Here is a 21,530-nt window from a genome sequence, read left to right as displayed (position 1 = left end):
GGTCTGTGAGGTCGCAAAGCGGTCGATCATCGGGGGGCCTCCTGGAACAGAACCACCCCATCCCCCGGCGCGCGGGCGGCCAGCGTCATGCCCGCCTGCCGCGCGAGGTCAAGCGCCAGCGCGGTGGGGGCCGACAGCGTCGCCAACAGCGGCACGCCCACCGCCGCCGCCTTCTGCACCAGTTCAAAGCTGCACCGGCTGGTCAGCGCGACAAAGCCACCCGCCGGATCCGTGCCGTCGCGCATCAGCGCGCCGATCAACTTATCAAGCGCGTTGTGCCGCCCGACATCCTCGCGCACCAACGCGATGGTTCCCGCCGGATCGCACCACGCCGCCGCGTGCACCGAATGGTTCACCTGATTCATCGGCTGCCGCCCCGGCAGGGCACGAAAGGCGGCGGCGATGGCCTCCGGCTCCACCGCCAACCGGGCGGACACCGGTTGCGGGTCGCGCACGGCGTTGGCCAGACTGTCCACCCCGCACAGGCCGCAGCCGCTGCGCCCCTCCATCGACCGGCGGCGCAGCGCACCGCGCAGCAGACGCAGCGGATCGACGGTCAGGCGGACCACACGACCCAGCGGCGTCTCGCTCACCACCAGCCGCTCCACATCCCCGGCGGCCCCGATGATCCCCTCGCTGAGGCTGAAGCCGATGGCGAAATCCTCCAGATCCGCCGGGGTGGCCATCATCACCGCATGGGAACGTCCGTTGTATTCCAACGCAACCGCCACCTCTTCCGCCACGCGCCACGTCACCGACTCCGCCGCCCCGGTTGGGGAGACGGCGCGTCCGGTGGCGGCGCTGGAACCGGGGGGCGTCACCGCGCGGTCTATTCCGCCGCCGTGACGGTCGCCGTGACGGCGGCGGCGGTCACGCGCTTGCGCTCCCCCTCCTGCCGGTCACGCTCGACCTGCCAGTCGGACGGCAGGTTGCTGCGGGTGATCTGCACCGCCGTCACCTTGTATTCGGGGCAGTTGGTCGCCCAATCCGAATTGTCGGTGGTGACGACGTTTGCTCCCGTCACCGGATGGTGGAAGGTGGTGTAGACCACGCCCGGCGGCATCCGATCGGACAGTTGCGCCCGCAGGGTGGTGGCCCCGGTGCGGCTGGCCAGCGACACCAGATCGCCATCCTTCAACCCGCGCTGTTCGGCGTCGTGCGGGTTGATTTCCAGCAGATCTTCCGGGTGCCAGGCGACGTTGGCGGTGCGCCGGGTCTGGGCACCGACGTTGTACTGGCTGAGGATGCGCCCGGTGGTCAGGATCAGCGGGTACATCAGCGTCGTCCGCTCGTCGGTCGGGATGTATTCCGTGACCATGAAGCGGCCCTTGCCGCGCACGAAACCGTTGGCGTGCATGATCGGTGTGCCGGTGTGCGCCTCGTCGGTGCAGGGCCATTGCACGCTGCCCAGCCGGTCGAGCTTCTCGAAGCTCACCCCCCGGAAGGTCGGCGTCACACGGGCGATCTCGTCCATGATCCGCGACGGGTGGTCGTACCCCATGGGGTAGCCCATCGCGGTGGCCAGCGCGCAGGCGACCCACCATTCGTCCTTGCCCACGCGCGACGGCATGGCCGGGCGCACCCGGTTGATCCGCCGTTCGGCGTTGGTGAAGGTCCCATCCTTTTCCAGGAAGGAGGTGCCGGGGAAGAAGACATGGGCGAAGGCCGCCGTTTCGTTCAGGAACAGATCCTGGACGATCAGAATCTCCAGCGATTCCAGCGCGGCGGAGACATGTTTGGTGTTGGGATCGGACTGGGCGATGTCCTCGCCCTGCACGAACATGCCCTTGAAACTGCCATCGATGGCGGCGTTGAACATGTTGGGGATGCGCAGGCCCGGTTCGTTGTCCAGCGCCGCCCCCCACAGCTCTTCGAACATGCCGCGCACGCTGTCGTCGGAGACGTGCCGGTAGCCGGAGAATTCGTGCGGGAACGACCCCATGTCGCAGGAGCCTTGCACGTTGTTCTGACCGCGCAGCGGATTCACGCCGACGCCGTCGCGCCCGATGTTGCCGGTGGCCATCGCCAGATTGGCCATCGCCATCACGGTGGTGGAACCCTGGCTGTGCTCCGTCACGCCCAGCCCGTAATAGATCGCGGCGTTGCCGCCGGTGGCGTAGAGGCGGGCGGCGGCACGGATCGCGTCCGCCGGAACGCCGGTGCGCTCGGCCAGCGCCTCGGGCGCGTTGCGCGGTTCGGCGACGAAGGCGGCCCAACGGTCGAACGCCGCCACGTCGCAACGTTCCTCGACAAAGGGGCGGTCGACCAGCCCCTCCGTCACGATCACATGGGCCAGCGCGTTCAGCACCGCCACGTTGGTGCCGGGTTGCAGTTGCAGATGGTGCGCCGCCTCGATGTGCGGGCCGCGCACCAGATCGATGCGGCGCGGATCGACGACGATCAGCTTGGCCCCGGCCCGCAACCGCTTCTTCAGGCGGGAGGCGAAGACCGGATGCCCGTCGGTCGGGTTGGCCCCGATCACCAGCACCACATCGGCCTGCGCGACGCTCTTGAAATCCTGCGTCCCGGCCGACGTGCCGAAGGTCTGCGACAGACCATAACCGGTCGGCGAATGGCAGACGCGGGCGCAGGTGTCGACGTTGTTGTTGCCGAAGGCCGCCCGGATCATCTTCTGGACGACGTAAATCTCCTCGTTCGTGCAGCGGGACGAGGTGATGCCGCCGATGGACCCGCGCCCATATTTGGCCTGCACCGCCTTCAACCGCGCGGCGGAATAGGCCACCGCCTCCTCCCACGACACCGCGCGCCACGGATCGGTGATCCGCTCGCGGATCATCGGGGTCATCACCCGATCCTTGTGGGTGGCGTAGCCCCAGGCGAAGCGGCCCTTGACGCAGCTGTGCCCCTCATTGGCCCCGCCATCCTTGTGGGGGGTCATGCGGACGACCGTGGTTCCCTTCATCTCCGCCTTGAAGGAGCAGCCGACGCCGCAATAGGCGCAGGTGGTCAGCACGCTGTGTTCCGGCTGGCCCAGCTCGATCACCGATTTTTCGGTCAGCGTCGCGGTGGGGCAGGCCTGAACGCAGGCCCCGCAGGACACGCATTCGCTGTCCATGAAGGCTTCCGCCGCGCCCGGCGACACCGCCGAGGCGAAGCCGCGCCCGTCGATGGTCAGGGCGAAGGTCCCCTGGGTTTCCTGGCAGGCCCGGACGCAGCGGGAACAGACGATGCATTTGGCCGGGTCGAAGGTGAAATAGGGGTTGCTCTCGTCCTTGGCCTTCGCGGTGTGGCTTTCGCCGTCGAAACCATACCGGACGTTGCGCAGCCCCACCGCTCCCGCCATATCCTGCAACTCGCAGTCACCGTTCGCCGCGCAGGTCAGGCAATCGAGCGGGTGGTCGGAGATGTACAGCTCCATCACCCCGCGCCGCAGCTTGGCCAGACGCGGCGTCTGGGTGGACACCTTCATGCCCGCCGACGCCGGGGTGGTGCAGGAGGCGGGCGTGCCGCGCCGCCCCTCGATCTCCACCAGACACAGGCGGCAGGAGCCAAACGGTTCCAGGCTGTCGGTGGCGCACAGCTTGGGCACGGTGATGCCCGCCTCCATCGCCGCCCGCATCAGCGAGGTGCCTTCCGGCACGGTCACGCTGCGCCCGTCGATCTCCAGCGTCACCAACGTGGCGGAGGTCCGGGCCGGGGTGCCGAAATCGGTCTCGTGGCTGTGGGTCATGACGCGTCTCCTGCGCGGCTACCGGGGGCGGGGCGGAAATCAGCCGGGAAATGCTTGACGGCGCTGCGCACCGGATAGGGCGTCATCCCGCCCATGGCGCACAGCGAGCCGTCCACCATCACCTCGCAGAGATCATCCAACAGGGCGAGGTTGTCGTCCACATCGCGCCCGGCGATGATCTTGTCGATCACCTCGACCCCACGGGTGGAGCCGATGCGGCAGGGGGTGCATTTGCCGCAGGATTCGATGGCGCAGAACTCCATGGCGAAGCGGGCCTGACGCGCCATGTTCACCGTGTCGTCAAACACGACGATGCCGCCATGGCCCAGCATCGCCCCTTGAGCGGCGAACGCCTCGTAATCCTTGGGCAGGGCGAACTGTTCCGGCGGCAGATAGGCCCCCAGCGGCCCGCCGACCTGCACGGCGCGGATCGGACGCCCGCTGATGGTCCCGCCGCCATACTCGTACAGCAGATCGTGCAGGGTCACGCCGAACGCCTTTTCGACGATGCCGCCGCGCCGGATGTTGCCCGCCAACTGAAAGGGCAGCGTGCCGCGCGACCGGCCCACGCCGAAATCACGGTAATAGGCGGCCCCCCGGTCGAGGATGACCGGAACGGCGCAGAGCGACAGCACGTTGTTGACGACGGTCGGCTTGCCGAACAGCCCCTCCAACGCCGGAAGCGGCGGCTTGGCGCGCACCATGCCGCGCTTGCCCTCCAGGCTTTCCAGCATCGCGGTTTCCTCGCCGCAGATGTAGGCCCCGGCCCCGACCCGCACCTCCAGGTGAAAGGTCCGGTCGGTCCCGTGGATGTTTTCGCCCAACCACCCCTCGTCATAGGCCAGACGAATGGCGTGGCGCAGCGTCTCCGTCGCGTGCGGGTATTCCGACCGCATGTAGACGAAACCGGAGGTCGCCCCCACCGCCAGCGCGGCGATGGTCATGCCTTCGATCAGGACGAAGGGATCGCCCTCGATGATCATGCGGTCGGCGAAGGTCCCGCTGTCGCCCTCGTCGGCGTTGCAGCAGACGAACTTCTCGTCCGCCGTGGCGTTCAGCACCGTGTTCCATTTGATGCCGGTGGGAAAGCCCGCGCCGCCGCGCCCGCGCAGGCCGGAGTCCGTCACCGCCGCGACGATCTGCGCCGGGGTCATCGCCAGCGCGTTTTCCAGCCCCCGGAAGCCGCCATGCGCCCGGTAATCCTCCACCGACAGCGGATCGATCACGCCGCAGCGGGCGAAGGTCAGACGCTCCTGATTCTTGAAATAGGGAATCTCCTCGGTCAGGCCCTGGCCCAGCGGGTGCGCACCGCCGGTCAGGAACCCGGCGTCGAACAGCGACGGCACATCGGCGGGCGTCACCGCGCCATAGGCCACGCGCCCGGCGTCCGTCGCCACCTCCACCAACGGTTCCAGCCACAGCATCCCGCGCGAGCCGTTGCGGACGATCCGCACCGGCAGGCCCCGGTGGCGGGCCTCGGCCCGGATGGCGGCGGCGACCGCGTCGGCCCCCACCGACAGGGCGGCGGCGTCGCGCGGCACATACACCGTGATCAGATGGCCGCTCATCGCGCACCCCCCGTCTGTGTCTGGTCCCGCAGCTCCGCCGTCAGGGCGTCGAACCGCTCCGGCCCGACCCGGCCGTGCAGGGTCCCGTCGATCATCACGGCGGGCGACAGCGCGCAATTGCCCAGGCAGAAGACCGGCTCCACTGTGAACACACCGTCGGCGGTGGTCCCGTGCGGATCAACCGTCAAGCGCCGACGGACGTGATCGAGCAGCGCGTCGGCCCCCATCGCCTGACAGGCTTCGGCCCGGCAAATCTTCACCGTGTGGCGGCCCGGACGGGTGCGGCGGAAATCGTGATAGAAGCTGACCACACCATGCACGTCGGCGCGCGACAGGTTCAGCGCCCCGGCCAGCAGCGGGATCGCCTCCTCGTCGATGCAGCCGAAGGTGTCCTGCAACGCGTGCAGGATCGGCAACAGAGCGCCGCGCTGGTGCGCGTGCTCCGCGACGATGGACAGGGCGCGCTCGGCGCTCCACGGTTGGCTGACGCTCACGGCTGGCTCTCCCGGTGGTCACGGTTCGGGAGAATGCCGGATTGCGGGCGTCGCCAGCAAATTGCATTTGCTGATGGCGTGATAGCTTTTGGCTATCAGGAAAGGCGGTCAGGCGAGCGCCAGCCGCCACGGGGTCAGGGCGCTGGCGGTGGCGATGGCCACACGCTGGCCGATGTCGTCGTCGGTCAGCGCCACGGCCAGCGCCTTGGCCAGTTGAGCGGGCGGATCGCGGTCGGCGTAGGCCAACCCGACGACGTAGCTCAAGGTCGGTTCGACCAGCGGGACCGCCACCACCTCCGGGTCGGTCGGCACGCAGGTCAGCAATTGGCCCGGAACCACGCTGGCGCAATGACCGCCGCGCACGATGGTGTAGAGCGTGACGATGGAGTTGGTTTCCAGAACCGGCTCCACCGCCCGCCCGGTCATGCGAAAGGCGGTGTCGGCGATGCGGCGGTTCTGCATGTCGGGCGTCAGCAGGCACAGGCGCAGCCCGGCGGCGGCCTCCCACGTCACCGCCCCGGTGGCCAGCGCCGCATCACCGATCTGGCCGCGCTGGACCAGCAGGTAATAGCGTTCGGAATAGAGAGGCAGGGTGCGGACGTTGTTCAGCGGTTCGTTGTCGAGATAGGTGACGGCGGCGTCGATGGTGAATTCGTCCAGCCCTCGTTGCACCTCGCGCGAACTCAGCGAGGTGACGCTCGCCCGGATGTGCGGGTAGCGGGCGGAAAAGGGGGCGAGGATTTGCGGAATCACCGGCAGGCCGGTGGGAATCGCCCCCAGGCGCAAATGGCCGGACAGCCCTTGCGCCAGCACGAGCAATTCATGATGCAGGTTGTCGCGCTCCGCCACGATGCGGCGGGCGTAATCGAGCACCTTCAACCCTTCCGGGGTGAAGCCGCCGAACTTCTGCCCGCGCTCGACAATCGGCACGTTCAGGTCGGCTTCCAACTGGCGGATGGCGTTGGACAGGGTGGGTTGGGCGACGTGGCACCGCTCCGCCGCCCGCCCGAAATGGCGCTCCTGCGCCAAGGCCAGCAGATAGACGAATTTGCGAAACACCGCCCGTCCCCCGCGCCAGCGGTTCCGGCCCGACCGCTCAGGCGCGGATGCGGGCCGGATCCTCGGCGCGGCGGCCTTCGGCCTGCGTCCACGCCAGCAGGCGCGCCACCGCCCCATCGGCCTGCGGGGTCAGCAGCGGGGCCGCCCCCAACAGCACCGCCCCGCTGCCGCCGTCGATGGTCAGCAAATCGCCCGCCTGGACAAGGATGGTCCCGATGGTCATCCGCCCGGCTTCCGGTTCGATCCGCAGGGCGCGGGCACCGGCCACGCAGGGCCGCCCCAAACCGCGCGCCACGGTGGCGGCGTGGCTGGTGAAGCCGCCGCGCGCAGTCAGGATGCCCACTGCCGCCTGCATGCCGCAAATCTCGTCCGGCAGGGTTTCCGGGCGGCACAGGATCACTGGAACCCCGGCCTGGGCCAGCCGCACCGCCTCCTCCGCCGTGAACACCGCGCGTCCGGTCGCCGCCCCCGGCGAGGCCGCCAGCCCGGTGGCGATGGCGTTGGGCGCGGCCTCCGGCGACAGCACCGGGCGCAGCAGCTCGTCCAGCGCCTGGGGATCGACCCGCTCCACCGCCGTGCGGCGGCTGATGATGCCCTCGTCGGCCAGATCGACGGCGATGCGGACGGCGGCGGCGGCGGACCGCTTGCCCGACCGGGTTTGCAGCACGAACAGACGCCCCGACTCCACGGTGAACTCAATGTCCTGCATGTCGCCAAAGGCGCGTTCCAGCCGGGCCGACACCGCGCAGAGGTCGGCGTAGACGGCGGGCAGGCGGCGTTCCATCGACCGGTCGGCCCGCGCGTCGTCCGCGCGCGCCGCCAGCGGATCGGGGTCGCGGATGCCCGACACCACATCCTCGCCCTGGGCGTTGGCGAGAAACTCCCCGCACAGGCCGGGTTCGCCGGTGGACGGATCGCGGGTGAACAGCACGCCCGACCCGGAATCCTCGCCCCGGTTGCCGAACACCATGGCCTGCACCGTCACCGCCGTGCCCCAACTGTCGGGAATGGCGTGTAGCGCGCGATAGGCCACGGCGCGCGGGTTCATCCAGGACCGGAACACCGCCAGGATCGCCGCCCGCAGCTGCGCCGCCGGTTCCTGGGGAAAGGGCTGGCCGGTGTGGGCCTGCACCGCCGCCAGGAACTGCGGCAACAGGGTTTGCCAATCCTCCGCCGTCAGATCGGCGTCGCGCAGCAGGCCGCGCGCGTCCTTGAACTCGTCCAGCAGCCGGTCGAACACCCGGCCGGGCACGCCCAGCACCACCGGGGCGTAGGTCTGGATCAGGCGGCGGTAACAATCATAGGCAAAACGCGCGTCGCCGTGGCGCGCGGCCAACGCCAGCACCGTGCGGTCGTTCAGCCCCAGATTCAGCACCGTGTCCATCATGCCGGGCATGGAGGCTTGCGCGCCCGAGCGCACCGCCAGCAGCAACGGCGCGTCGGTGCCGCCAAAGCGCGATCCGGCGCGGCCTTCCAACCGGGCCAGCGCCTCGGCGATGCGGGCCTCGAAGGCGGGGGGCAGTTGCGCCGCCTCGCCCGCCGCCGCCATCCGCCGCCCGGCCTCCGTCGTGATGGTGAAGCCGGGAGGCACCGGCACGCCCAGCCGCGCCATCGCGACCAGCCCGGCCCCCTTGCCGCCCAGCCGATCCGGCCCCACGGCGTTGCCAGCGGGAAGCGGCGCGCCCACCCCGAACTCCACGATCCAGGAGCCGAAATCCGCCAGTGGGTCCAGCGGTACGGCGAAGGGTTTGGCGACCGGGGCGACCCGATGCTCCGCCGCGCGCGGCGTTGCCCCGAACACACCCTCGATCATCCCCACACCCAACACCGCGTCCATGTGATGTCTCCCCCGCCCGGCCTTCCGGGATACGCCGAAAGCCTCTGTTTGCAGCATGCGCCCATTCCGCCGCACTGCACAACGATACTATCGTGTAATTTTCAAGCTGTTGGAAGCGGGTAAAACTTATCTGATCTTACGTTTCCCCGATTTTTCCAAAGGGTGTTGCGGTTGTGCCGAACCCGACCGGCGACCGAATCCATACGCCGACGCATGGCGATCCGACCGTCATCCCCTTGCCACACTTGGATTTTCCAGAGCGCCCGCGTGGTTTCAGCGCCGCGGCGCCGCCGCCAAGGCATCGGCAATTGCCCACGGATTGCGCATCGCCTGCCCCATAATCGCCACCCCCGCCGCCCCGGCGCGGAGGCAGCGCGTCACCGCCTCGGCGCTCTCCACCCCGCCCAGCGCGACGATGGGAAGCCGCGACTCGGACACCGCGCGGCTCAACCCCACCTCCCCGAACACCGGGCCATAGCCGGGCTTGCTCGCCGAGGGGAAGATGGGCGACAGCGTGGCGCAATCGGCCCCGTGCGCCGCCGCCCGCGCCAACCCGGCCCCGTCATGCGCCGACCGCCCGACCAGCGCCCCCGGCCCCAGCAGCGCGCGCGCGGCCGCCACCTCCCCACCATCGCACCCATCGCCGCCGTCGGGCAGATGCACGCCCGCCGCACCCACCGCCGCCGCCAGCGCCGGATCGCCGTGCAGCGTCACCACGGCACCCCAGGGCCGGGCGCGCGCCACCAGCGCGCGGGCCAGCGCCGCCCGCTCCCCCACCTCCAGATCCTTGTCGCGCAGGGACAGCCAGCGCAGACCGGCGGCGAACAGGATGTCGGCCAGTTCCGGCAGCGGAACGGCGGCCTGCGTCCGGTCGGTGATGACCAGCACGGGCGGATCAGGCAACCCCACGCAGAACCTCCAACGTCTTCAGGTGATCGGTGGCGTGGTCGACAAAGGCCCGCACCCGTCCCGGCATCAGCCGGGCCGACGGCACCACCACATGCACCGGAATCGGCGGCGGTTCGGTGTGCGGCATCACCCGGACCAGCGCGCCGGAGGCCAGATCGTCGGCGGCCTGATAGGACAGGGGCCGGGTCAGCCCCATGCCGTCGCGCGCCGCCAACAGCGCCGATTCGACGTGGCTGACGATCAAATGGGGGGTCAACCGCACCACCCGTTCCCGCCCGTCCACCACGAACCGCCATTCCGGCGGGCGCGGGTGCGGGGTGCTGAAGACAATGACGTGGCGGGTCAGATCCTCCGGCGAGTCCGGCGCGCCGTGGGCGGCGAGATAGGCCGGGCTGGCCACCAGCAGCCGCGTCACCTGCCCGACCCGGCGGGCGATCATCGCGGAATCGGCCAGCGGGCCGATGCGGATCGCCACATCCAGATCGGCGTCGATCAAATCCAGATTGCCGTCGGCCAGCACCAGTTCGACCCGGATGTCGGGAAAGGCCCGCATGAAGGCGATCACCAGCGGGGTGACGTGCTTGCGCCCGAACATCACCGGGGCCGTCACCCGCAACCGCCCGCGCAGGGGCTGGTCGCTGCCCGTCGCCACCACCGCCTCGTCGTAATCGGCCAGCAGACGGCGCGCCTGTTCGGCCAGCCGCCGCCCGGCGTCGGTCGGCGACAGGTTGCGGGTGGTGCGTTCGATCAGGCGCACGCCCAACCGCTCCTCCAACCCGTTGAGCGCGCGGGTGACGGCGGGGCCGGAGCGGCTCAACCGCTTGGCCGCCGCCGTCAGGCTGCCCGCCTCCAGAATGGCCAGAAAGACGGCCAACTCATCCAGACGATCCATAGAACCCCGTTACCCCGCCCCGTCCGCCCCGCCCAATCATCCCGGCGGGGCGGCGGGCGGCTCTCACTGCATCGCGCCGTCCAATTTGGCCTTCCACGCGCCGCTGCTCAAGGCGGTGGTCATCCATTGATCGACCGCCGCCTTCAGCGCCGGATCCTTGCGCAGCAGATAGGCGTTCTCGAAATGGGTGAAGGGCTTGGCCACCGGCACGGCGCAGAGCACGCCGCCGCTCAGCTTGGCCTGCAAATCGGCCTCGATGCCGTCCGTCACCATCACGTCGGCCTTGTTGGCGGCGATCTGCCCGAAGATGGTCTTGTTGTCCGGCCAGACCTCAATCGGGGCCTTGGTGAAGCTCTGGCGGGCGAACTTCTCGTTGGTGCCGCCGGGGTTGACGACGACGCGGGTGGTCGGCTGGTCGATGGCCTCCACCGTGGTGAATTTGTCCTTGTCGGTGCAGCGGGCGATGGGGCGCTTGCCGTCGCTGACGTTGGGGACGGAGAAATCCCCCGCCGCCGCGCGGTCGGCGTTGACCGTGATGCCGCCCAGGGCAACGTCGAACTTCTCCGCCTTGAAATCCTCCAGCAGGGATTTCCAGGTGGTCGGCACAAACTCGACCTTCACGCCCAGACTGGTGGCCAGATCCTTGGCCATCTCGATGTCGGCCCCGACCAGCGCGCCGTCGGCCCCCTTGTAGCTGAACGGCTTGTAGTCGCCGGTCGTGCCGACGCGCAGAACGCCCGCCTGCTTGATCGCCTGCAACGCCCCGTCGGCGGCCTGCGCGTGGAACGGAACAGCGGCCATGGTGGCAACGCTCACCAACAGCCCGGCCAGGAAACGTCTCATCGTGAAATCCCCGCGTTGTGTGACGATGGGCCGGTATCGAGTCCGGCCCTTCCGGTGCGCCGGTCCGCGTCCGCGACGACGGCCACCCGGCGACATCGGACAGTATGCAGCGGTGTCCGCGCAAGAAATTGTTCAAAATGTGCCCGCCGCCGCACAAGCGCGCAAAAAGCTTGCGGTAAACAGCGCGCCACCGGGTATTCCGTTCCCGGCGCGCGGCGCGGCACAGCAAAGGTCGCCCGATCCCCGGAAATGTGGTTCGATGACGCTTTCGTGACACCACGCGAAGGATCGCAACGATGAGTCAGTTCACGGGGCCGGGTCGTTGGGCACAGGCGGTGGGGGTGGGCGCGCTTCTGGTCTGCGCGCTGGCGCTGCCGGTTCAGGCCGCCGATCCGGTGGGGCCGAACGATCTGCTGAACGCCGAATTGTGGATGCAGAATTCGGTGGAATACAAGGCGACCGCGCTGTCGGTCTACGCCCTGGGCAAGCTGCGCCTGGACGAGGCGCTGGCGGACAAATCCTGGACGGCGGCGACCGAGCAGACCGGGGCCTATCAGGATCTGCCGCCCGCCGTCATCCTCGACCTTGACGAAACGGCGATGGACAATTCGGCCTACCAGACCGGGTTGATCGCCACCAACAGCGATTTCTCGCCCAAGACCTGGGACGCGTGGGTCAAGGCGGAAAAGGCCACCGCCGTGCCGGGGGCCGTGGAGTTCACCCAATACGCCGAATCCAAGGGGGTGAAGGTCTTCTACGTCACCAACCGCAACGCCGACCAGGAGGAACCGACCCGCCGCAACGCGCAGGCGCTGGGCTTTCCCATGGGCGGCAACGTCGACACCTTCCTGATGGCCAAGGAAAAGCCCGATTGGGGATCGGCCAAGGGCACGCGCCGGGCCTATCTGGCCAAGGATTACCGCATCCTGCTGCTGTTCGGCGACAATTTCGGCGATTTCTCCGACGCCTACAACGGCAGCGAGGCCGACCGGCTGGCCGCCTTCACCGCCGCCAAGGCGCGCTTCGGCCATGACTGGCTGATGCTGCCCAACCCCGGCTACGGCTCCTTCGAAAGCGCGCCGTTCCAGCACAATTTCAAACTGTCGGCGGAGGAGAAGCGCGCCAAGAAGGTGGGCGCGCTGGCCCCCTGGATCCCGCCCGCGCCGTAAGGCACCACGCCGCCCGCCCCGCGCCTCCTGTGGACGCGCGGGGCGGGCGGCCTGCTAAACCGTCGGGCGCATCACACCGTCAGATACTGGCGCACATCCTCGTCGTTCAGCGCCTTGCGGCTGCCCGCGAGCACCACCTCGCCGCGCTCCATCACCGTCCAGTCGTCGGCCAGATCGCGGGCGAAGTCGAAATACTGTTCGACCAGCACGATGGCCATGTCGCCCTTGTCGCGCAGATAGGAGATGGCGCGGCCGATGTCCTTGATGATGGAGGGCTGAATGCCCTCGGTCGGCTCGTCCAGCACCAGCAGGCGGGGGCGCGTCACCAGGGCGCGGCCAATCGCCAACTGCTGCTGCTGCCCGCCCGACAGGTCGCCGCCGCGCCGTTCCAGCATGGAATCGAGCACCGGAAACAGCTCGAACACCTCGTCGGGGATGGAGCGTTTGCCGCGCGGCAAGGGGGCGTAGCCGGTCAGCAGATTTTCCCGCACCGTCAGCAGCGGGAAAATCTCGCGCCCCTGCGGGACATAGGCGATGCCGCGCCGCGCCCGGTCGGCGGGGGCCAGCTTGGTCACGTCAGCCCCGTCCCAATGGATGGCCCCGCCGCTGACCGGCTTCAAGCCGATGATGGCGCGCAGCAGGCTGGATTTGCCCACCCCGTTGCGCCCGACCAGACAGGTGACTTTGCCGATCTGCGCCGTCATCGACACGCCGCGCAGGGCCTGGGCGGCCCCGTAATGAAGATCGACCGAACGAACGTCCAGCATGTGCGTGTCCTTCCTCAGCGGCCCAGATAGACGTCGATGACCTGTTGGTTGGCGCTGACCGAATCCAGCGAGCCTTCGGCCAACACCGACCCTTCGGCCAGCACCGTGACCTTGACCCCCAGCGCCCGGACAAAGCTCATGTCGTGTTCGACGACGATGACCGAATGCTTGCCCGCGATGTCGCAGAGCAGCCGGGCGGTCTGTTCGGTTTCGGCGTCGGTCATGCCCGCCACCGGCTCGTCCACCAGCAGAAGCTTGGGATCCTGGGCCAGCAGCATACCGATCTCCAGCCACTGCTTTTCCCCGTGCGACAGGCTGCCCGCCAGCCGCTCGCGCTTGGGCGACAGGCGGGTGATGTCCAGGATCTCCTCGATCCGCGCCCGGTCGTCGCGCCCGATGGCGTAGGTCAGCGTGTTCAGCGGGCGGCGCGGGGCCTTCAGCGCCAATTCCAGATTGTCCCACACTGTGTGCGGTTCGAACACCGTCGGGCGTTGGAACTTGCGGCCGATGCCGAGGTTGGCGATGCCCGCCTCGCGCAGCTTGGTCAGGTCGGTTTCGCCTTCGAACAGGATGGTGCCGTGGTCAGGCCGGGTCTTGCCGGTGATGACGTCCATCATCGTCGTCTTGCCCGCCCCGTTCGGGCCGATGATCGCCCGCATCTCGCCGGGCATCATCGTCAGCGACAGGTTGTTCAGCGCCCGGAACCCGTCGAAGCTGACCGACACGCCGTCGAGGTAGAGAAGAGTGTCTTCGGCGCTCATGGCTCACATCCCCTTCTGATCGGCGGTTTTGCCGTTGGGCGCGCCCTTGCCCTTGCCGCTGGGCAGCCGGGCGGTCAGTTGCGCCCACAGCCCCAGCAGCCCCTTGGGCAGGAACAGCGTGACCAGCACGAACAGACCGCCCAGCGCGAACAGCCACAGTTCGGGCAGCGCGCCGGTGAAATAGCTCTTGCCGAAATTGACCAGCACCGCGCCCAGGATGGCCCCCGCCAGCGTGCCGCGCCCACCGACGGCGACCCAGATCACCGCCTCGATCGAGCTGGCCGGGGCGAATTCCGACGGGTTGATGATGCCGACCTGCGGCACATAGAGCGCACCGGCCACGCCCGCCATGCAGGCCGACAGCGTCCAGGCGAACAGCTTGTAGGATTCGGTGTCGTAGCCAAGGAAGCGAACCCGGCTTTCGGTATCACGAATGGCCACCAGAACCTTGCCGAGCTTCGACGCGATGATGCCCGACGCGATCATGTAGGACAAGGCCAGCGCCGCCACCGTCGCCAGAAACAGGCCGACGCGGGTCCCGGGGGCCTGGATGTCGTAGCCCAGGATTTCCTTGAAATCGGTCAGGCCGTTGTTGCCGCCAAAGCCCATGTCGTTGCGGAAAAAGGCCAACAGCAGGGCAAAGGTCAACGCCTGGGTGATGATCGACAGATAGACGCCGGTGACGCGCGAGCGGAAGGCGAACCAGCCGAAGGCGAAGGCCAACACCCCCGGCACCACCAGCACCATCAGCGCGGCGAAGGCGAAATGGTCGAAGCCCAGCCAGTACCAGGGCAGTTCCTTCCAGTTCAGGAACACCATGAAGTCGGGCAGGATCGGGTTGCCATAGACGCCGCGCGGCCCGATCTGGCGCATCAGGTACATGCCCATGGCGTAGCCGCCCAGCGCGAAGAAGGCGGCGTGCCCCAGCGACAGGATGCCGACATAGCCCCACACCAGATCAAGCGCCAGCGCCAGCAGCGCGAAGCACAGATATTTGCCGAGCAGCGAGACCGAGAAGATCGACAGATGCCAGGGCGATCCTTCCGGGACCACCAGCGTCATCACCGGGACCAGCACCGCCAGCAGGGCCAGCACCGTCAGGACGAGTCCGGCCTTGCGGTCCAGCCCCATCAGGAAAAAGCGTGTCAGCATCGGTCAGGCCTCCACCGCCCGGCCCTTCAGCGCGAACAGGCCGCGCGGACGCCGTTGGATGAACAGAATGATGAAAATCAGCACCAGGATCTTGCCGAGCACCGCGCCCGCGTAAGGCTCCAGGAACTTGTTGAGCGACCCCAGCGCCAACGCGCCGACCAGCGTGCCCCACAGATTGCCGACACCGCCGAACACCACCACCATGAAGCTGTCGATGATGTAGCTCTGGCCCAGATTGGGGCTGACGTTGTCGATCTGGCTGAGCGCGACCCCGGCCAGCCCGGCGATGCCGGATCCCAGGCCGAAGGTCAGCGCGTCCACCCGCGCGGTGCGGATGCCCATGGCGTTGGCCATCGGGCGGTTTTGCGTGACCGCGCGGATCGACAGGCCGAACCAGGTGCGCTTCAGCGCCACCAGCAGGGCCGCGAACACGGCGAAGGCGAAAACGACGATCCACAACCGGCCATAGGTGATGGTCAGGCCGCCCAGCTCGAACGCGCCCGACATCCAGCTTGGCGCGCTGACCTCGCGGTTGGTCGGGCCGAACAGGGAGCGGACCGCCTGTTGCAGCGCCAGCGACAGGCCCCAGGTGGCCAGCAGCGTTTCCAGCGGGCGGCCATAGAGCCAGCGGATCACGCTGCGCTCGATGATGACGCCGACCCCGCCCGACACCAGAAAGGCGGCGGGCAGCGCCAGCAGGATCGACAGATCGGTCAGGCCGGGCGCGTAGGTCCGCAAGCCTTGCTGGACCAGGAAGGTGGTGTAGGCCCCGATCATCACCATTTCGCCGTGCGCCATGTTGATGACGCCCATCACGCCGAAGGTCACGGCCAGACCGATGGCGGCCAGCAGCAGCACCGACCCCAACGACAGGCCGTACCAGAGATTTTGCAACGCCCCCCAGAACATCAGCTTTTGTTCGACGGCGGCGACGGCCCCGGCGGCGGCGGTCTTCAGCGCGTCCGTGGCCCCCGACGCGGCGATCATCGACAGCAGCGCCAGCGCGTCGCGATCACCGCGCGCCGTCAGGGTGGCGATGGCGGTCTGGGTGTCCCCCTCCGACGCCCCGGCGGTCAGGATCACGGCGGCGCGCGCCTGCTCCATCACCCGGCGGATGCGCTCGTCCTTTTCCTTGGCGATGGCGGTGTTGAGCGTGTCCAGCGCGTTGGCGTCGCGGCTTTTGAACACCGCCTCGGCGGCGGACCGGCGGGTGGCCGGATCGGGACTCATCAGGGTCAGCGCGCCCAGCGTGGCGCTGATGGAACGGCGCAGGGCGTTGTTGATCTTGATCTTGTCGATGGCCCCCGATGCGGCCTCACCCACCACGGCCCCGCTGAGCGGGTCGGTCAGGGCGAAGCCCGCCCCGGCCTTGCGGGCGATCACGACCAGCCCATCGGCCTTGCGCACATAGAGGTCGCCCGCCTGGAGCGCCTCGATCACCGGCACGGCGGCGGGGTCGCCCGCTTCGGAGAGTTGGTTCAACGCCTTTTCGGTGCCGGCATAGCCGCCGCTGCCCATCGTTTGGACCAGCGGGCGGAGATCGGCAGCCAGCGCGGCGGATGTGGTGGCGATGGCCACACAAGCGGCCAGAAGCCAGCGGAATGCGCGTCGCATCGCGGATCCTTTGTTGGGGGGAGCGTAAAAACGAAGAGGCTCGCAACGAAAAAACGCCTGCCCCCGTCCCGGTCCGACCCCGCGTTGCGGAGGTGGGGGCCTGGTCCCCCGCCCCGCTGGCGCGGGGAGGGGTTCGGAAGGGGGCAGGCGTCGCAACAGCTCAGGTCAGAGCGTCAGACCCGATCCGGTCAGCTGCCCTTGCCGCCGCACTTGCCGGTCTTGACGTTGAAGTTGCCGCAGGACAGGGGCTTGCGCCAATCGGAGATCAGGTCCTTGCTGTCCGGCAGGAAATCCGACCATTCGTCGCCCGGGACCAGACCGGGGGTCTTGGACACGGTTTCGAACTGGCCATTTTCCTGCACTTCGCCGATCAGCACCGGCTTGGTGATGTGGTGGTTCGGCAGCATCGCCGAATAGCCGCCGGTCAGGTTGGGAACCGACACGCCGATCATGCTGTCGATCACCGCGTCCGGGGCCACCGTGCCCGCCGCCTCTACCGCCTTCACCCACATGTTGAAGCCGATGTAATGGGCTTCCATCGGGTCGTTGGTCACGCGCTTGTCGTTCTTGGTAAAAGCCTTCCAGTTCTTGATGAACTCGGCGTTGATCGGCGTGTCCACCGACTGGAAGTAGTTCCACGCGGCCAGATGGCCCAGCAGCGGCTTGGTGTCGATGCCCGCCAGCTCTTCTTCACCGACGGAGAAGGCGACGACCGGGATGTCCTGCGCCTTGATGCCCTGGTTGCCCAATTCCTTGTAGAAGGGAACGTTGGCGTCGCCGTTGATGGTGGAGACAACGGCGGTCTTCTTGCCGGCCGAGCCGAATTTCTTGATGTCGGCGACGATGGATTGCCAATCGGAATGACCGAACGGCGTGTAGTTGATCTTGATGTCCTCGTCCTTGACGCCCTTGCCCTTCAGGTAGGCTTCCAGGATCTTGTTGGTCGTGCGCGGATAGACGTAGTCGGTGCCCGCCAGGACCCAGCGCTGGACCTTTTCCTTGGACATCAGGTAATCGACCGCCGGGATCGCCTGCTGGTTCGGGGCGGCCCCGGTGTAGAACACGTTGCGGGAGGACTCCTCGCCCTCATACTGCACCGGGTAGAACAGCAGGCCGTTCAGCTCTTCGAACACCGGCAGCACCGACTTGCGGCTGACCGAGGTCCAGCAGCCGAACACGGCGGCGACCTTGTCCTTGGTCAGCAGCTCGCGCGCCTTTTCGGCGAACAGCGGCCAGTTGGAGGCCGGATCGACCACCACGGCTTCCAGCTTCTTGCCGAGAACGCCGCCCTTCTTGTTCTGCTCGTCGATCAGCATCAGCATGACGTCTTTCAGCGTCGTTTCGCTGATCGCCATCGTGCCGGACAGGGAATGCAGAATGCCCACCTTGATGGTGTCGTCGGCCGCCTGGGCCGACCCGGCGATTGCCCCCATCGCCAGACCCGCCAGCGCGCTGATCCCGAACGTCGCCACCCGCCCCGTCATCCGATGCCGCATCGTCCGCTCCGTCGTCTGCATGAAACTCCCCCTTCACGGCTGGCGCCCCGACCATCGCCGGGGCCTCAGGAAATCGTCGAAGGAAAGGCTATCGCAGGTGCGAAACGACGTATCTACGTCAAATGCCCCATACGCGGGTGTGGCCCGGCGGGGTGGGCCGAACAGCCCTGACCATCAAGACTCCATCGCGCGCCAAAACGCCATCGCGTGATGGAATAAGAACCACCGTCCGGGCGTCTGCCCGTCAAAGCTGTTGCGTCGCCGGTTTCATGAACAGGGCCGTCCTTTTGCCGGTCAGCGTGCGGTGCAGTGCAGCCGACACCAAATGTCACTTGCACCCTGCCTCAGCCCAAATGAACTATAGTCTGCGCTTTTTCTCACCGTTTTTGATCTGGCTTGCCGAACCATGCTGAACGATCACCGCCTGCACATCGGACGTTACGCCGCCGCCGGACTGGTTGGGTGCCTGATGGGCACGCTGACGGTGGGATCGGTCGCGCTTGCGTCCTCTGCGACCCGCGCCGCGTCGGCCCCGGTGCCGCTGGTGCAAAGCTGGGCGACCCGATTGGACGAGCGGGCCACCGAACTGCTTTCCGCGCCGAAGGTTCCGGCGACGCGCATCGGCTATGGCGCGGTGGTCAAGCGCGGCGACGGCGGCATGATCGAAACAGCGGCCCCGGCGGTCGATGTTCCCGCCCCGGCCACCGCATCGGCCACGGGGGAGGAGGCATCGCCCTACCCCGCCGTGGAGCCTGCCCCGCCCGCCGTCTTCCGCGTCCGCTCTCCCCTGGCCGACCGGGTCGGTCGGGTGGCCACCCGCCTGATCGAGCTGGGGCATCTGGCCCCCGACCAATGGACCGACAGCTTCGACGAAACGCTGGAAAACGCCGTGCGCGCCTTCCAGGTGGTCGAGGGGTTGCAGCCCGACGGCAAGGTCGGGGACGTCACCCGGCAGGCGATGGACCGCAGCCCGCAGCAGGCCGCCGCGATGATGCAGCGCGCCGCCGCCGCCATGCGGGCTCAACAGGCGTCGATCCCCGACACCGCCGTGCTGGTCAATCTGCCCGGCCAAAGCGTGACCTACATCGAACAGGGCCGCCCGGTCTTCACCATGCGCGCCGTCGTCGGACGCCCATCGCGCAAGACGCCCCTGCTTCAGGACAAGATCACCAGCGTCACCATCAACCCGACCTGGACCGTCCCCCCCACCGTGCTGACCGAAGACAAGCTGCCGGTCCTGCGCAAGAAGGGCACCACCGGCATCAAGAACGCCGTCGTCTATCTGGACGGGGCGGAGGTGGCGACCGAAACCGTCAATTGGTGGGCGGTCGATCCCGGTCGCGTCCGCATCGTGCAAAAGCCGGGAGACGACAACGCGCTGGGCCGGTTCCGCTTCAACCTGACCAACGGCGACGGCATCTTCCTGCACGGGACCAACGACCCCCGCCTGTTCAGCCGCGACCTGCGCGCCGCGTCCTCGGGCTGCGTCCGTCTGGAAGACGCCCGGCTGATGGCCAACACCCTGTTGACCGCCGCCAAGCTGACCCCCGCCAGCGTGGCCCAGCAGCTCGACACCGGCGAGACCAAGACCGTGCGCCTGCCCACCGCGGTCCCGGTGCGCTTCGTCTCCTGGAACGCCTCGGTCGACACCGACGGGGTGGTGCGAGTCCATCCCGACATTTACGAGGATGCGCCGAGCGCCCCCGCCGCCACCCCGCGCCCGGTGACAAAGCCGTCTGTGCTGCCGGTGCCGGTTGCCCACGGTGCCCCTGCCGTGGTCCCGGTCTCGTCACCCGTTTCCACCTCAACGGTGCGCGCGCTGGTCCCGCCGCCGTCCGCGACGGCCACCGCGCCCACCGCAACGGGAATGTGAGGACAGACGACGCGTCATGACCACCCCCAGCCTGATCGCCCGGATCGATCATTTCGTCCTCACCGTCGCGTCGATTGAGGCGACCTGCGCCTTTTATGGTCGTGCGTTGGGGATGGAGACCGTGACCTTCGCCGGTGGCCGCAAGGCGTTGGCCTTTGGCCAGCAAAAGATCAACCTGCACGAGGTCGGGCGCGAGTTTGAGCCGAAGGCCCAGCGTCCCACCGCCGGTTCCGGGGATTTCTGCCTGATTTCCGAAACACCGCTCGACACCATCATCGCGCATCTGCGGGCGCAACGGATTGAGATCGAGATCGGCCCGGTGGACCGCACCGGCGCGCAAGGGCCGCTGCGGTCGGTGTACATCCGCGACCCCGACGGCAATCTGGTGGAAATCTCCAACCAGATCACCGCCGCCTAACCACCCTGCCCGCTCTCAGGCCGCCGGATCGAACAGCGGTTCCGGCAGACCGGGGACCGCCACCGGCAGGGCAAACACGCCACCCGATTGCGGGAACCGCTCCAACTCCTCCGCCGGACGGCCCGCCGACGCGGTGGTCAGATACAGAGTGCGCCGGTCGGCCCCGCCAAAGGCCACCATCGTCGGGCAGCGCGCCGGAACCGGGTGTTCGGACAGCAGCGCCCCGGTGGGGGCGTAGCGTTGCACCCGCCCGCCTTCGTACAGCGCCGTCCAATAGCAGCCATCCTCGTCCACCGCAGCGCCATCGGGGCGGCCCCGGTCGCCGTCGGTCGGCTGAAGCCGCACGAACACCTCGCGGTCCGACAGCTCCCCCGTCGCGGGGTCGTATCGGTAGCGATACACCGTGAAGGTGGGTGTGTCGGCGTGATACAGGGTCCGCCCATCGGGGCTGAAGGCCAAGCCGTTGGAGGTCAGCAACCCACCGGCCAGCGTCGCCAGACCGCGCCGGTCAAAGCGGTAGAGGTGCGCCTTGCCGCCCGCCTTCGGCTCGTCCAGCGTGCCCGCCAGAAAGCGGCCCGCCGGATCCGCCCGCCCATCGTTGAAGCGGCTGGTCGCCGTGTCCTCCGGGTTGGCCGCCAACAGGCCCAGCGGCGCGCCCGCCGCGTCCAGCCGCCACAGGCCCGACCGCATCCCGGCAACAAAGCCGCCGTCCTTGTGCAGCGCCAGACAGGCGATGTCCTCGTCCATTGCCACCGCCCGGTTGGTGCCATCGGCGGGATCAAAGCGGTTGAGCGTCCGTCCCTTGATGTCCACCCAATAGAGCGCGCGTTCGCGCGCCGACCAGAGCGGGCATTCGCCCAGCTTGGCGCGCGCGTCGAGGACACAGGAAAAGGATGGGCCGGTGGTCATGATCGGGTGCCTTGTCAAACCGTGGGAGAGGCCATTGCGTTGGACGCGTTGGGCGCGCGTGGATGCGCAGAGTGGCCG

The 21,530-nt window shown here is 68.4% G+C and carries 18 protein-coding genes; 3 read left to right on the top strand and 15 right to left on the bottom strand.

The features are described from left to right. Positions 1–26 precede the first annotated feature (26 nt). From fdhD to EJ903_RS11310, 9 genes are all read right to left on the bottom strand, one after another. Complete coding sequence (gene fdhD, locus EJ903_RS11350) at positions 27–821, bottom strand: formate dehydrogenase accessory sulfurtransferase FdhD (protein WP_126615217.1); 795 nt, start codon at positions 819–821, stop codon at positions 27–29. 8 nt (positions 822–829) lie between these two features. Beyond that, a complete protein-coding gene (gene fdhF, locus EJ903_RS11345; RefSeq protein ID WP_126615215.1) occupies positions 830–3,691 on the bottom strand; it encodes a formate dehydrogenase subunit alpha in 2,862 nt (953 codons plus the stop codon). Next, on the bottom strand, positions 3,688–5,259 hold the full coding sequence (locus EJ903_RS11340) for a formate dehydrogenase beta subunit (RefSeq protein ID WP_126615213.1): 1,572 nt from the start codon (positions 5,257–5,259) through the stop codon (positions 3,688–3,690). The genes fdhF and EJ903_RS11340 overlap by 4 nt, the downstream gene beginning before the upstream one ends. Continuing rightward, positions 5,256–5,753 carry a formate dehydrogenase subunit gamma gene (locus EJ903_RS11335; RefSeq protein ID WP_126615211.1) on the bottom strand — a complete coding sequence of 166 codons (498 nt, stop codon included), beginning with the start codon at positions 5,751–5,753 and terminating at the stop codon, positions 5,256–5,258. Before EJ903_RS11335 ends, EJ903_RS11340 begins: the two co-directional genes overlap by 4 nt. Positions 5,754–5,861: 108 nt before the next feature. Next, a complete protein-coding gene (locus tag EJ903_RS11330) occupies positions 5,862–6,812 on the bottom strand; it encodes a LysR family transcriptional regulator (RefSeq protein ID WP_126615209.1) in 951 nt (316 codons plus the stop codon). 37 nt (positions 6,813–6,849) lie between these two features. Beyond that, positions 6,850–8,649: a pyruvate, phosphate dikinase gene (locus EJ903_RS11325; protein ID WP_246015468.1), complete on the bottom strand. Its 1,800-nt coding sequence runs from the start codon at positions 8,647–8,649 to the stop codon at positions 6,850–6,852. Positions 8,650–8,922: 273 nt separating this feature from the next. Beyond that, positions 8,923–9,558 (bottom strand): thiamine phosphate synthase, encoded by a 636-nt coding sequence (locus EJ903_RS11320; protein ID WP_210211428.1) that lies wholly within the window; start codon positions 9,556–9,558, stop codon positions 8,923–8,925. Further along, positions 9,545–10,450 carry a LysR family transcriptional regulator gene (locus tag EJ903_RS11315; protein WP_126615203.1) on the bottom strand — a complete coding sequence of 302 codons (906 nt, stop codon included), beginning with the start codon at positions 10,448–10,450 and terminating at the stop codon, positions 9,545–9,547. Before EJ903_RS11315 ends, EJ903_RS11320 begins: the two co-directional genes overlap by 14 nt. Positions 10,451–10,513: 63 nt before the next feature. Continuing rightward, positions 10,514–11,293: a transporter substrate-binding domain-containing protein gene (locus EJ903_RS11310; RefSeq protein WP_126615201.1), complete on the bottom strand. Its 780-nt coding sequence runs from the start codon at positions 11,291–11,293 to the stop codon at positions 10,514–10,516. Between the two features lie 296 nt (positions 11,294–11,589). On the opposite strand from EJ903_RS11310, the gene EJ903_RS11305 reads away from it, so the two are divergent. Then, positions 11,590–12,462 carry a 5'-nucleotidase, lipoprotein e(P4) family gene (locus EJ903_RS11305; RefSeq protein ID WP_126615199.1) on the top strand — a complete coding sequence of 291 codons (873 nt, stop codon included), beginning with the start codon at positions 11,590–11,592 and terminating at the stop codon, positions 12,460–12,462. A 71-nt stretch (positions 12,463–12,533) separates the two neighbouring features. Here the strand turns inward: EJ903_RS11305 and urtE are convergent, their stop codons facing one another. The 5 genes from urtE to urtA all read right to left on the bottom strand — a co-directional run bounded on the left by urtE (position 12,534) and on the right by urtA (position 18,240). Then, positions 12,534–13,229 (bottom strand): urea ABC transporter ATP-binding subunit UrtE, encoded by a 696-nt coding sequence (urtE, locus tag EJ903_RS11300; RefSeq protein WP_126615197.1) that lies wholly within the window; start codon positions 13,227–13,229, stop codon positions 12,534–12,536. 14 nt (positions 13,230–13,243) lie between these two features. Further along, on the bottom strand, positions 13,244–13,990 hold the full coding sequence (gene urtD / locus EJ903_RS11295) for an urea ABC transporter ATP-binding protein UrtD (RefSeq protein WP_126615195.1): 747 nt from the start codon (positions 13,988–13,990) through the stop codon (positions 13,244–13,246). Between the two features lie 3 nt (positions 13,991–13,993). Further along, on the bottom strand, positions 13,994–15,142 hold the full coding sequence (gene urtC / locus EJ903_RS11290; protein ID WP_126615193.1) for an urea ABC transporter permease subunit UrtC: 1,149 nt from the start codon (positions 15,140–15,142) through the stop codon (positions 13,994–13,996). A gap of 3 nt (positions 15,143–15,145) precedes the next feature. After that, entirely contained in the window at positions 15,146–16,756 is a 1,611-nt protein-coding gene (gene urtB, locus EJ903_RS11285) for an urea ABC transporter permease subunit UrtB (RefSeq protein WP_126615191.1), read from the bottom strand. Positions 16,757–16,944: 188 nt separating this feature from the next. Continuing rightward, positions 16,945–18,240 (bottom strand): urea ABC transporter substrate-binding protein, encoded by a 1,296-nt coding sequence (gene urtA, locus EJ903_RS11280; protein ID WP_126615488.1) that lies wholly within the window; start codon positions 18,238–18,240, stop codon positions 16,945–16,947. 418 nt (positions 18,241–18,658) lie between these two features. Between urtA and EJ903_RS11275 the strand changes: the two genes are divergently transcribed. Together EJ903_RS11275 and EJ903_RS11270 are read left to right on the top strand one after the other, a co-directional pair. Continuing rightward, the gene (locus EJ903_RS11275) at positions 18,659–20,125 is read left to right on the top strand and encodes a L,D-transpeptidase family protein (RefSeq protein ID WP_126615189.1); all 1,467 of its coding nucleotides are present in this window, start codon (positions 18,659–18,661) and stop codon (positions 20,123–20,125) included. A 16-nt stretch (positions 20,126–20,141) separates the two neighbouring features. Continuing rightward, on the top strand, positions 20,142–20,543 hold the full coding sequence (locus tag EJ903_RS11270) for a VOC family protein (protein ID WP_126615187.1): 402 nt from the start codon (positions 20,142–20,144) through the stop codon (positions 20,541–20,543). A gap of 15 nt (positions 20,544–20,558) precedes the next feature. Here the strand turns inward: EJ903_RS11270 and EJ903_RS11265 are convergent, their stop codons facing one another. Then, on the bottom strand, positions 20,559–21,452 hold the full coding sequence (locus tag EJ903_RS11265) for an SMP-30/gluconolactonase/LRE family protein (RefSeq protein ID WP_126615185.1): 894 nt from the start codon (positions 21,450–21,452) through the stop codon (positions 20,559–20,561). Positions 21,453–21,530: the final 78 nt, after the last annotated feature.

It is taken from the genome of Azospirillum griseum, from assembly GCF_003966125.1.
GTDB classification, from domain to species: Bacteria; Pseudomonadota; Alphaproteobacteria; order Azospirillales; family Azospirillaceae; genus Azospirillum; species Azospirillum griseum.
This window is presented reverse-complemented; position numbering and strand designations above follow the sequence as displayed.